A 12,238-nucleotide genomic window follows, 5' to 3' on the forward strand; every position below is an offset into this window, starting at 1 on the left:
CGTCATTTGCTGGAAGGCAGGTACTGCGGCGGTAGCGGGTTGTCAGGGCGCTCGGAATCCCAATAGACCGTGACGATCCACCAGCGCTTGCCGTCGTTCATTAACTGAATGCTGTTGATGCCGCGCGCGAACGGCGTCTTATCCGTCGCCTCGTGGCGCGAATCATACGTGCTGAAGACATGCGCGATGTGGCCGAAGCTGTCTACCTTGCGAGCGATCTCGCGCTCGTAGAAGCCATTCTTCTCCAGAAAAGGCGCCGACCGCGAGACGTAACCTTCCGGGTCGAGCACCCGCGCTTCTATCGTTCCGTCTTGCCGCTTGGCCGCCGGGATCAAGCGCGCGCCCGGCACGAACAGCGAGCGGAAACGATCCCAGTCGCGCTTCTTGCCCGCCGGCCCTGAAATCACGTCATAAAGCGCCGCGAGAATCGCATCCATGCTCTTCACATCCGCGGGATTGGCTTCCACAGCCGCTTTCGCAGCCTCAGCCTGTTGATTGCCTGTGTCGCTCATGCTTCGAGTCTCCCCGGTGTCTGCCGTCGTCGGGGCGGCAAGCGTCGGCGTCCAGACCCCCCCGACGGTTAACAAAACTATGGCCATTACGAACAGCATTCTCTTCATGGTCTTTCCTCAGGAGCGGAATGTTGGGCACTTTGCACACCGGCGCGGTTTCGCGCCTGGTTATGAATGCGCTTCAAAGGTCGCGCAGGTCGAGGGCGTTTCCCAGACGCGCACTTTATAAACCCTGACGCGCTCGTTGTTGATCTGTCCGCCGACTTCGTGCAGGATGTAGCCCGCCAGGTGCTCGCTCGACGGGTTCAGCTCGACATCGAACGGACGCAGCTCGTTGAGGTTCTGATGATCCAGATATTGCATCACGCGGCGCGTCGCGGCTTTCAATTCTTTGAAGTCCACGAGCATGCCGACCGCGTCGAGGCGCTCGCCACGCACGTAAACTTCGACCTTCCAGTTATGGCCGTGCAGATTTTCGCACTTGCCGCGATAGCCGCGCAGCGCGTGCGCCGCCGAGAACTCTTCTTCGATCATCACTTCGTACATCGGTCGCTCCCCTCGTCATCCTCAACACTCCTAGGCTAGAAAACCGCGCCGGCTTTGTCAAACATCTGACAGTTGCCAGTGAGCAGTTGCCAGTTGTCAGTTATCAGTTGTCAGTTGGGAATGATGCCTTCTGGCTGGCGACTGGTAACTGATAACTGACAACTGGCAACTGCCCACGGCCTCCGGTATGATTAGAAGCTTGCTTGGGCGGTGGCGGCCCGAGTGTACGGAGGCTCGCTTAGATGAATAAACACAAGCTCACGCTCATTCCCGGCGATGGCATCGGCCCGGAGGTCACCGGCGCGGCCATCTCCGTGATGCGCGCCGCCGGTGTGCAGTTCGAATGGGATTCGTTCGTCGTCGGTGCAGAGGCGCTGTCACGGTTCGGCGACCCGCTGCCGCAGGATTTGATCGAATCGATCCGGCGCAACAAGATCGCCCTGAAAGGCCCGGTCATCACGCCTGTCGGCACGGGCTTCGTCAGCGCCAACGTGCGGCTACGCAAGGCGCTCGATCTGTACGCCAACCTGCGGCCCATCAAGTCGCTCAAGGGCGTCAAGTCACGTTATGAAGACGTAGACCTGATCGTCGTGCGCGAAAACACCGAAGACCTCTACAGCGGCCTTGAGCACGAAGTCGTGCCGGGCGTCGTCGAGAGCCTGAAGATCATCACCGACCGGGCCTCGCGCCGCATCGCTCACTTCGCTTTCGAATACGCGCGCCGCGAAGGGCGCAAGAAGGTGACGGCGATTCACAAGGCCAACATCATGAAGATGAGCGACGGCCTTTTCCTGAACTGCTTCCGCGAAGTCTCCAAGGATTACCCTGAGATCGAAGCCAATGACCTGATCGTTGATAACGCCTGCATGCAGATGGTGATGGATCCGAATCAATTCGATGTGCTGCTGCTCGAAAACCTCTACGGCGACATCATGTCTGACCTAGGCGCGGGCCTGGTCGGCGGTCTCGGCATCGTGCCTGGCGCCAACATCGGCGAAGAGGTCGCGGTCTTTGAAGCCGTGCATGGCTCGGCGCCGAACATTGCCGGGCGCGGCATCGCCAACCCGACGGCGTTAATTCAGACCGCCGTGTTGATGCTCAAGCACATCGGCGAGCGCGAAGCCGCCGACCGCATTCAGCAGGCGCTCGTCAAGATCCTCGCCGAAGGCCAGTTCCTGACACGCGACCTTGGCGGCAACGCCACGACGATTGAGTTCACCGATGCCATCATCCACGCGCTGTGATTTGTGCCGCGCTTGTTTGTGGCGCAAGCTGTTAGCTTGCGCAAGTCCGAGCGCAAGCTAACAGCTTGCGCCACACCGGAGGAAACGGCCAGTCGCTATGAAAGTTATCGCCAGCCACACCCGTCTCAACGAGATCAATGACGATGTGCTGATCGTCCCGGTTTTTGAAGGCGAAACGTCGCTCGACCCGCAAGGCGCGCCGGCGCTCGCTTCGCTCGATCACCTGACGCGCGGCATGCTCGAAGCGGTCTTTCAGAGCGGTGAGATGAGCGGCAAGTCTGGGCGCTGGACGCTGCTGCACACGCCCGGCAATCTCTCGACACGTCGCCTGCTGCTTTATGGCGCAGGCCGGCGCGAACGTCTAACGACGCTGGCGTTGCAACGTGTAGCGGGCGGCGCAACCCGCCTGCTCGATGGGCGCGGCATGCGCACGGCGGCTTTCCTGCTCAGAGAGAATATGACCGATGAGCTGAACGTCCGCGCCGTCGTTGAAGGCGTCATTCTCGGAGAGGTCAAAGGCGACCTCTACCGCGCCAAAGACGACGCGACCAGTGCCATCGAAACCCTGCATCTAGTCACAGAGCATCCCGAAGCTGCCGCCGTCGAGCCGGCCATTGCGGTGGCGACGACACTGGCCGAAGCGACCAACTTCGCGCGCACGCTCGGCTTCGAGCCGGGCAACATCATGACGCCTACGGAGCTGGCCAATCGCGCCGAAGCGATGGCGGCGCGCGAAGGCTTGAGCTTTGAAGCGCTCGACGAAGACGAGATGAAGCAACTCGGCATGGGCGCACTGCTTGCCGTGTCGCGCGGCAGCCAGGAGCCTGCACGGCTGATCGTTATGCGCTATGAGCCGGCGGGCGCGGCTCCCGATGAACTGATCGCGCTAGTCGGCAAGGGCATCACCTTTGATTCAGGCGGCATCTCGATCAAGCCCGCCGAGCATATGGAAGAGATGAAGTACGACATGGGCGGCGGCGCGGCGGTCATCGGCGCCATGCAAGCCATCGCCCGGCTGAAACCAGGAGTGCGGGTTATCGGCGTCGTGCCGGCCTCAGAAAATTTGCCGTCGGGCCGCGCCGTTAAGCCCGGCGATGTCGTCCGCAGCCTGAGCGGCAAGACTATCGAAGTCGCTAACACCGATGCCGAAGGCCGCTTGATCCTTGCCGACGCCATCACTTATTCGATCCAGCAGGGAGCGACCACACTGGTTGACGTAGCGACCCTGACCGGCGCGTGTGTGATCGCGCTCGGCGGAAATCGCGCCGCCGTCATGAGCAACCGTCAATCCCTCGCTGACGAGTTGATCGTCGCCGGCGAGCAGTCGGGCGAGCGGCTGTGGCCGATGCCGCTCGACAAAGAATACGGCGACATGATCCGCAGCGACATCGCCGACATCCGCAACATCGGCAACCGCGTCGCCGGCGCCATCACCGCCGCATGGTTCTTGAAGCACTTCGCCGGCGAAACCCCCTGGGCGCACCTCGACATCGCCGGCACGGCGTGGACCGAAAGCGTCAAGCCCTATCTGGCCAAAGGCGCGACCGGCTTCGGCGTCAGACTGCTTACCAATTTCGTCAGAGGCCGCGCCCGGCAGTGACAAGTGACAAGTGACGAGTGACAAGTGACAAGAAGGAATGCGCCTGCTGAAGCGGGCCAGGATACTACAAGTGACTACGTCTTGTCACTTGTCACTCGTCACTTGTCACCTTCTTTGGCATAGCTATACTAGATTCAGGTTTCAGAACGGACGAAAGGACGCAAGCGAAAGAGCATGGAAAAGCAACTGATTCATCGCGAAGTCGTGATTATCGGCTCAGGGCCTGCCGGGTTGACGGCGGCGATTTATAGCGGGCGGGCGAACCTCAACCCGCTGGTCGTCGAAGGCCCGCAGCCGGGCGGCCAGTTGATGATTACTACCGATGTCGAAAACTATCCCGGCTTTGCCAAAGGCATTATGGGGCCGGCGCTGATGCAGGAATTCCGCGAGCAGGCGGCGCGCTTCGGCACAGAGTTCCTGACGGCTTACGTCACGCACGCGGATCTCAGCAAGCGCCCCTTCACGCTGACGACCGACGAGCATGTGATCCGCGCCGAAACTTTAATCATCGCTTCGGGCGCGTCGGCCAAATGGTTAGGCATTCCCGGCGAAGCGCCGGCACCGCACGGGCTCGGCGGCCTGGGCGTGTCGGCCTGCGCCACCTGCGACGGCTTCTTCTTCAAAGGCAAGCCGATTGTCGTTGTCGGCGGCGGCGATACGGCGATGGAAGAAGCGACCTTCCTGACGCGCTATGCGTCGCACGTCACGGTTATTCATCGCCGCGATCATCTGCGCGCTTCGAAGATCATGCAGGACAAGGCGTTCAAGAATCCAAAGATCGATTTCCTCTGGAACCACACGGTCGAAGAAATTCTCGGCAACCCGAAAGACGGCGTCAACGGCGCGCGCATCCGCAACGTCGAGACCGGCGAAGAAAGAATCTTCCCCTGTGGAGGCGTCTTTATTGCCATCGGTCATCAGCCGAACACCGATGTCTTCAAAGGCCAGCTAGAGATGGATGAGATCGGCTATCTGAAGACCAACGGGCGGACGATGGCGACCAACATTCCCGGTGTCTTTGCCTGCGGCGATGCACAGGATTCCTACTACCGCCAGGCGGTGACGGCGGCGGGAACCGGCTGCATGGCGGCGATTGATGCCGAGCGCTTCCTCGACAACCTGCCGGTCGCGCTGCCTTCGGGCGAAGAGGTGACCATCGAAGGCGAGATCGTTACCGCCGATCATCAAAAAATCATCCTTCCCGACGGCGAAGTCCTCTCGAACAAACCCGAAGGCGAAACGGTAGGAACTGGGGACTAGGGATTAGGGGCTGGGGGCTGGGAGGTAGGAGGCAGGTGGCAGTGCGGCACTAAGCTCCGTCAGAAGCGGGATGTTTATAGTGATCGTGCGGGTTTGATCCGTAAGCTCCGTAGGAGCGAAATGTCAACATCCCGCTCCTACGGAGCTTCCTGGTTTACGCCGTCTGTAACTATAAACATGGCGTCCCTACGGGACTGGGGAACTGCCTCCTGCTCACTGCCTCCTAATCCCGCGCCCCTCTATTATGGTCAAGATCGCAAACTCTGAAACCGTGAAACCGGCTCCAGGAGCCAGTGCCGGCCAGCAGGTTGTTGCCGGCCTTGAAGCGCTCCTGCTCACGATCTGGGTCGGCGCGATGCTCTTCTTCAGCTTCGCGGTTGCGCCGACGGTCTTTGCGGTGCTGCCGACGCGCGAGCTGGCGGGCCAGGTAGTCAATAGCCTGATTGCCAAAGTCGAGTGGATCGGCCTCGTCTGCGGACCGCTGCTGTTGCTCTCTCAGCTTTTCGTCTGGCCGAAGCGCGAGGGCGAAGCTAAAGCGCGTGTCTTACGCGTGATCTTGCTGGGGTTGATGACGCTGCTCGTGTTGGGGTCGCGCTTCTGGGTATCGGCAAAGATGCATAGCTTGCGGGCGCAGCTCAGCGGGCCGATTGACGACCTCGCGGTGACCGACCCGCTGCGCGTTGACTTCAACGCCCTGCACGGCATTTCGGTCAGCCTGATGGGGGCGACGTTGCTCGCCGGCATCGTCGTCATCTTTCTGAGCGTTCGCCTATGGCCCAAGCGCTAGCAGAATCCGTGACCGCCTGTCCGCTATGCGGCGACGAGTTGACGCTCGACATCGCCGCGCATCGCGTGCCGATGAAGTGGCGCGGCGTGCTGTTTTATCGCGACCGCTGGGCCGCCGTCGCTGAAGCTTTCGCGGCCACCGAGTCTATCGAAGGCGCTGCCGCGCGCGTCGCCGTCACGCCGGCGATGGCCGAATTGATTCTCGGGTTTCTGTGCCGCGAAGTCTGTGGCTGCCGTCGCGTCATCTGTACCTCCTGCCTTGACGATTATCGCAACGCCCTCTAATCTCGCTTCATCCATGACCAGTGAAAGCGAAACACGCCGCGACACCGAAAGCTCGCCGGGTCACACGCGATTGCCGCGCCGCCTCGGACTCTTGAGCGCCATTGCCGTGCTGATCGGCTCGACCATCGGCACGGGCATCTTTCGCACGCCCGCCGGCATTGCGACCAAAGTCCCCTTTGAGGGGCTTTACCTGTTGCTCTGGGGACTGGGCGGATTCTTTTCGTTGTGCGGGGCCTTGACGCTAGCCGAGCTAGCCGCCGCGCTGCCGCAGACCGGCGGCATCTTCGTCTACCTGCGCGAAGGCTGGGGACGGCTGGCCGCCTTCCTCTTCGGCTGGGGCGAGCTGGTCGTGATTCGCGCCTCGGCGCTGGGAGCGATCTCGACAGTCTTCGCCGAATACTTTCTGCGCCTGCTCGGCAAAGATGATCCGCAGATGATTCGTTACGTCGCCGCCGGCGCGATTCTGCTGGTCGCCGTCTTTAACATTGTCGGCGTGCGACTGGGCGCGCTGGTGCAAAACCTGACCACCGCCGCGAAGTACACAGCGCTTGTCCTGCTGGTTATTGCGGCGTTCGCCATCGGCGCGCACAACCCTGCGCCGGTCGCCGCGCCCGAAGCTGCCGCCGCCCCGTCTTTTTCATTGCCGATGTTCGGGCTGGCCTTTATTTCGTTGTTGTGGGTCTATGACGGCTGGGCCGACGTGACGTTTGTCAGCGGCGAAGTGCAGCGGCCCGAACGTTTTTTGCCGCGCACGCTGATCTTCGGCACGCTGGCGGTCATAGCGATCTACTTGCTGGCTAACCTGGCTTACCTGCACCTGCTCGACATCAACCAGATTGCTCATTCAAAGCTGGTCGCCGCCGATGTCGCCTATCGCATCATCGGCGACACGGGCGTGCGGTTGATCTCGATTGCGGTGATGGTTTCGGCGTTCGGGACGCTCAACGGCTCGATGATGACCGGGCCGCGCATCTTCTTTGCGATGGCCGACGATGGCCTGTTCTTTAAAAAGATCGCGACGGTTCATCCGCGCTTCAAGACGCCGTATCTGGCCATCTCTCTGGCGGCGTCGTTGGCAATCATCTTCGTGATGGTGCGTACCTTCGAGCAGTTGTCGGACACCTTTGTGCTGGGCATCTGGCCGTTTTATGCGCTCGGCGTCGCGGCGGTCTATCGGCTCAGGCGCAAGCGCCCGGACTTGCCGCGCACCTACAAAACGCTCGGCTATCCGGTCACGCCGGCCTTGTTTATTCTGGCCGTCATGCTGCTGATCGGTAACGCGCTGGTCGTTGACATTCGCTATTACCTGGCAAAGATGGCGGGCGACCCCACCCCGCACGAATGGAGCGGCGCGCTGATGGTCGCCGTCATCATCCTCGCAGGCATCCCGGCTTATTATCTATGGACGCGAGGCAGGAAGCCGTAGGCCCCTGCTTGCATCCCCCTGCTATAATCATCCCCATGACGGCTCGCGCTCAAATGATCGTCGTCGAAAAGGCCGAGAAGCCGCGATGGCGGCGCTGGGCGAAGATCATTCTGCTGTCGCTTGTGGCGCTGGTGGTGATCTATCACGGCTGGGTGCTATCGCGCGTCTTCTGGTATCGCTCGCACAATCCTGAGGTGACGGCGCTCATGGCGCAGCGCATGGCCGAAGCCCGCGCCGCCGGTGAAGAACCGAAGCGCGCGCAGACCTGGGTGCCTTATGACCGCATCTCGCCCAACCTCGTGCGCGCCGTGCTGGCCGGCGAAGATTCGCGCTTCTTCGATCACGCCGGCTTCGACTGGGAAGAGATTCGCATCGCGATGGAAAAGGATTGGAATGAAGGTAAGTTTAAGCGCGGCGCTTCGACGATCAGTCAGCAACTGGCCAAGAACCTCTTTCTCTCGACATCCAAGAATCCGCTGCGCAAGCTCCACGAGGCGTTGATCACTAAAGAGATGGAATGGTTCTTAGGCAAGCGGCGCATCCTGGAGATTTATCTCAACGTCATCGAATGGGGCGATGACATTTACGGAGCCGAAGCCGCCGCCCGTCATTACTTCAATACTTCGGCGGCGGCGTTGAGCGCCGAGCAGGCGGCCTTTTTATCGGCAATCATCCCCAGCCCGAACGGCGCTTTCAACCCGGCCAAGCACCGCCCACGCGTAGACCGACGCCGCGGCCTGATCGTTCGCCTCATGCGCCACGTCGTCGTCCCCAAAGACCTTACTTGACGGCTGGCGACGGCTCAGGATTTGGCATGTCTCCACCGTCATAGCGTATCCAGCCCGCGCCTTCGTGCCCGAAATGAAAAAGCTCAGGATGCAGCATCTCCGCGAGAATCTCTAAGGATTCAGCGAGCCGCGGCCCCGGTCTGTGGAAGTATTGATTGCCGTCGGCGATAAAGACGCGCCCCGACTGCACGGCGCGCAGTTGCGGCCATTCGGCGCGCTTGACCATCCAGCCCATCTCATCGCTTGTGCGCGGAATGTCAAAACCGCACGGCGACACGAAGAGGACTTCCGGGTTCTTGACGACCAGCTCGTCCCAGGTCATCCACGGCGAATGCTTGCCCGACTGGCCAAAGAGATTGCGCCCCCCGGCCATCTCGACCATCTCAGGCATCCAGTTGCCGGCAGCCATCAGCGGCTCGATCCACTCGATGCAAGCGACCGACGGGCGGTGAGCGATTGAACGGGTGCGCTCGCGGATCGATTCCATGCGTTGCCGCAGGCTGGCGATCAAGTTGTTGCCGCGCGCTTCGGCGTCCAGCGCCACGGCGACGCGATGAATGTCTTGCCACACATTGTCCAGCGCGTTCGGCTCAAGCGAGACAATCTGCGGCAGCGTGCTGACGATCTCGCAAATAGCCGCTTCAACGTCTTTCAGAGAGACGGCGCAGACCTCGCATTGCGTCTGGGTGATGATGTGCGTCGGCTGCAAGCGTTCGAGCGCCTCGGCATCGACGCGGTAAACGCTCAAGGCGTCTTCGGCCAGCGCCTTGACCTGGCGATCTATGGCGTCGCTCGTACCTTCGACGTTGAACTTCGGGGCGGTCAATTGCGGCAGGCGTTTGACGGATGGCGGGTAATCGCATTCGTGCGAGCGGCCCACGAGCTGAGGCTCAAAGCCGAGGGCGCAGACAATCTCTGTGGCGCTGGCAATCAGCGATACGATGCGAAGTTGGTTCATTTGATTTGGAGTGCGCCGACTGGTCGGCGCTTTCTCAAGCGGCGACTGGTCGGCGCTGCTTTAGCCTCTCAGGCAGAAAGCGGTGACAGGTCACCGCCGGCCAAAGCGGCGACCAGTCGCCGCGCTCCAAACGTCAAGCCTTGGTGTAAATCTCGGCGCCGGCCTGCTTGAACTCTGCGGCCTTCTCGCGCAATCCCGACTCTAAGGCGACGATCTCGTCCACCTGTTTTTGCGCCGCATAATCACGCACCTCCTGGGTGATCTTCATCGAGCAGAAGTGCGGGCCGCACATCGAGCAGAAGTGCGCCAGCTTCGCGCCTTCCTGCGGCAATGTCTCGTCGTGGAACTCGCGGGCCAGCTCCGGGTCGAGCGCCAGGTTGAATTGATCTTCCCAGCGGAACTCGAAACGCGCTTTCGATAGCGCATTGTCTTGAAGCTGCGCGCCCGGATGGCCCTTCGCCAGGTCCGCCGCGTGCGCCGCAATCTTGTAAGCGATCACCCCATCTTTCACGTCCTGACGATCAGGCAATCCGAGATGCTCCTTCGGCGTCACGTAACAGAGCATCGCCGTGCCGAACCAGCCGATCATTGCCGCGCCAATCGCTGACGTGATGTGATCGTAGCCCGGCGCGATGTCGGTCACCAGCGGGCCGAGGGTATAAAAAGGCGCTTCGCCGCAGACCTCAAGCTGGCGATCTACGTTCTCTTTGATCAGATGCATCGGCACGTGGCCCGGCCCTTCGATCATCACCTGACAATCCATCTCCCAGGCGATCCGGGTCAGCTCGCCCAGCGTCTCCAGCTCGGCGAACTGCGCTTCGTCGTTGGCGTCGGCAATCGAGCCGGGACGCAGGCCGTCGCCTAAGCTGAACGACACGTCATAGGCGCGCATGATCTCGCAGATTTCGCGGAAGTGGGTGTAGAGAAAACTCTCCTGATGATGCGCCAGGCACCACTTCGCCATAATCGAGCCGCCGCGCGAGACGATCCCGGTTGTCCGGCGGGCCGTCAGCGGGATATGCGGCAAACGCACGCCGGCATGAATCGTGAAGTAATCGACGCCCTGCTCGGCCTGCTCAATCAATGTGTCGCGATAGATTTCCCAGGTCAGCTCTTCGGCTTTGCCTGTGACCTTTTCGAGCGCCTGATAGATCGGTACCGTGCCGATGGGCACCGGCGCGTTGCGGATGATCCATTCGCGGGTTTCGTGAATGTTGCGGCCCGTTGACAGGTCCATCACCGTGTCCGCGCCCCACTTGATTGACCAGCGCATCTTCTCGACCTCTTCCTCAATCGAAGAGGCGACCGCCGAGTTGCCGATGTTGGCGTTGATCTTGACCAGGAAATTGCGCCCGATGATCATCGGCTCGCTTTCGGGGTGATTGATGTTAGCCGGAATGATGGCCCGCCCGCGCGCGACTTCCTGGCGCACGAATTCCGGCGTAACCGTTCTCGGCAGGCGCGCGCCAAAGGGTTCGCCCTGATGTTGAAAGTTGAGGGCGCTGCGATCTTTCTGCTGCGCCTCGAAAGCGGCCTGGCGGCCCAGGTTCTCGCGCAGCGCGATGAATTCCATCTCCGGCGTGATCTCGCCGCGCCGCGCATAATGCATCTGCGTGACGGCGCGACCAGAGCGGGCGCGCAGCGGCGGGCGGCGCAATCCGGGGTAGGCTTCAAAGCGCTCGTTCTGCCGAGCGTATTCGCGCGCGCCTTCCGTCAGGTAGCCGTCGTCTTCGGGCTTCACCTGGCGGCCCTCGTACTCTTCGACATCGCCGCGCTCGACGACCCAGCGGCGGCGCAGCGCCGGCAATCCGTCATGCACACTGCACCGGGCCTCGGGGTCGCCCCACGGGCCGCTGCTGTCATAGACGCGCACCGGCGGATTCTCTTCGACGGTGCCGCCCACGCCGCGCGTCAGATTCAGCTTGATCTCGCGCAGCGGCACGCGCAGGTCCGGGCGCGAGCCTTCGACATAGACGCGGGTGGAGTTGGGGAATTGAAAACGGCTGGCGTTATGGGACTGGTCGTTCGTATCGCTCATGTTTCACCTCGTTGCCGAGCAGAAACACAAAGAAGGGAAGACGCGGCGACGCGGCGACGCGGCGACGCGGCGACATGGGGACAGCGTCATTGCTGCGCCTATCCCGGTGTCGCCATGTCGCCGCGTCGCCGCGTCGCTCTTGCCTGTTACCTTTTTCAAGTTTCTTCCTTCGGCGGCATTATCCGCATCAGGTTCAAGGGGTCTCCTTCGCAGGACTCTCAGCCGCGCACCATGCGCAGCTCCCCCGAAACAGATTACGCTCGATAGCTTAACAACTAGAGGAGTAGATCATCAACCGCCATCGCTCATTGGGCGAAGCCGGGTCTCAATTGCGCGGCGGGCGGCAATAGAAGAAAGCGCGGCACCGAAGGCCGCGCTTACATCGTGGCGGTTTCGAAGTTCTGCTCTTCGGCGCTCAGACAACTCATGCAGGTCATGGCCGCCGGGTCGGCTTCCAGGCGGCGCGGGTCTATCGGCTGGTTGCAGCGCACACAAATGCCATAGGTGCCATCGTCCATGCTTTGCAGGGCGGCCTGCACCTGGCGGAGCCTGTGCGTCTTGCGGTCGGCCATGTCGGTCTGCACGTCTTTGATCTCGCCGATCAGCGGCGCATTCGCCGCGGTGATCTGCCGGTCGTCCGACGCCGGCTCGGCAAGCTCGGAGACCGACGGAATCTCTCGATTCAAACGGTCACGCTCTTCAATGAGTCGCTTGCGAAATCCATCAAGGTCTAAAGCCATTGGTCATTTCCTCATTGCGGAAATGATGAACGACGAATGATGAATGATGAATTAG

General features: G+C 61.4%; 12 protein-coding genes and 1 riboswitch. Of the genes, 7 read left to right on the plus strand and 5 right to left on the minus strand.

Going from position 1 to position 12,238, the window contains the following annotated elements; translation table 11 throughout:
* Positions 1–2: 2 nt before the first annotated feature.
* On the minus strand, positions 3–620 hold the full coding sequence (locus VJ464_07755) for a hypothetical protein (protein HKQ05008.1): 618 nt from the start codon (positions 618–620) through the stop codon (positions 3–5).
* Between the two features lie 60 nt (positions 621–680).
* Positions 681–1,058 (minus strand): 6-carboxytetrahydropterin synthase QueD, encoded by a 378-nt coding sequence (gene queD / locus VJ464_07760; protein HKQ05009.1) that lies wholly within the window; start codon positions 1,056–1,058, stop codon positions 681–683.
* 242 nt (positions 1,059–1,300) lie between these two features.
* On the opposite strand from queD, the gene VJ464_07765 reads away from it, so the two are divergent.
* The 7 genes from VJ464_07765 to mtgA all read left to right on the plus strand — a co-directional run bounded on the left by VJ464_07765 (position 1,301) and on the right by mtgA (position 8,447).
* Positions 1,301–2,302, plus strand: a complete 1,002-nt coding sequence (locus tag VJ464_07765) for an isocitrate dehydrogenase (NAD(+)) (GenBank protein ID HKQ05010.1) — start codon at positions 1,301–1,303, stop codon at positions 2,300–2,302.
* Between the two features lie 97 nt (positions 2,303–2,399).
* A complete protein-coding gene (locus VJ464_07770; GenBank protein ID HKQ05011.1) occupies positions 2,400–3,902 on the plus strand; it encodes a leucyl aminopeptidase in 1,503 nt (500 codons plus the stop codon).
* A 174-nt stretch (positions 3,903–4,076) separates the two neighbouring features.
* Complete coding sequence (gene trxB, locus VJ464_07775) at positions 4,077–5,162, plus strand: thioredoxin-disulfide reductase (protein HKQ05012.1); 1,086 nt, start codon at positions 4,077–4,079, stop codon at positions 5,160–5,162.
* Between the two features lie 244 nt (positions 5,163–5,406).
* Entirely contained in the window at positions 5,407–5,949 is a 543-nt protein-coding gene (locus VJ464_07780) for a DUF4149 domain-containing protein (GenBank protein ID HKQ05013.1), read from the plus strand.
* Positions 5,934–6,233, plus strand: a complete 300-nt coding sequence (locus tag VJ464_07785; protein HKQ05014.1) for a hypothetical protein — start codon at positions 5,934–5,936, stop codon at positions 6,231–6,233. Before VJ464_07780 ends, VJ464_07785 begins: the two co-directional genes overlap by 16 nt.
* Positions 6,234–6,246: 13 nt before the next feature.
* Entirely contained in the window at positions 6,247–7,659 is a 1,413-nt protein-coding gene (locus VJ464_07790) for an amino acid permease (protein ID HKQ05015.1), read from the plus strand.
* 35 nt (positions 7,660–7,694) lie between these two features.
* Positions 7,695–8,447: a monofunctional biosynthetic peptidoglycan transglycosylase gene (gene mtgA, locus VJ464_07795; GenBank protein HKQ05016.1), complete on the plus strand. Its 753-nt coding sequence runs from the start codon at positions 7,695–7,697 to the stop codon at positions 8,445–8,447.
* On the opposite strand, the gene VJ464_07800 is transcribed toward mtgA, so the two are convergent.
* From VJ464_07800 to VJ464_07810, 3 genes are all read right to left on the minus strand, one after another.
* Complete coding sequence (locus tag VJ464_07800) at positions 8,440–9,405, minus strand: cobalamin-binding protein (protein ID HKQ05017.1); 966 nt, start codon at positions 9,403–9,405, stop codon at positions 8,440–8,442. The two genes, mtgA and VJ464_07800, sit on opposite strands and share 8 nt — an antisense overlap.
* Before the next feature lie 133 nt (positions 9,406–9,538).
* Positions 9,539–11,443: a phosphomethylpyrimidine synthase ThiC gene (thiC, locus tag VJ464_07805; GenBank protein HKQ05018.1), complete on the minus strand. Its 1,905-nt coding sequence runs from the start codon at positions 11,441–11,443 to the stop codon at positions 9,539–9,541.
* 147 nt (positions 11,444–11,590) lie between these two features.
* Positions 11,591–11,699: riboswitch (TPP riboswitch) on the minus strand.
* Positions 11,700–11,820: 121 nt separating this feature from the next.
* Positions 11,821–12,183 carry a TraR/DksA C4-type zinc finger protein gene (locus VJ464_07810; GenBank protein ID HKQ05019.1) on the minus strand — a complete coding sequence of 121 codons (363 nt, stop codon included), beginning with the start codon at positions 12,181–12,183 and terminating at the stop codon, positions 11,821–11,823.
* Between the last annotated feature and the right edge of the window lie 55 nt (positions 12,184–12,238).

The organism is Blastocatellia bacterium (genome assembly GCA_035275065.1).
GTDB lineage: Bacteria > Acidobacteriota > Blastocatellia > UBA7656 > UBA7656 > DATENM01.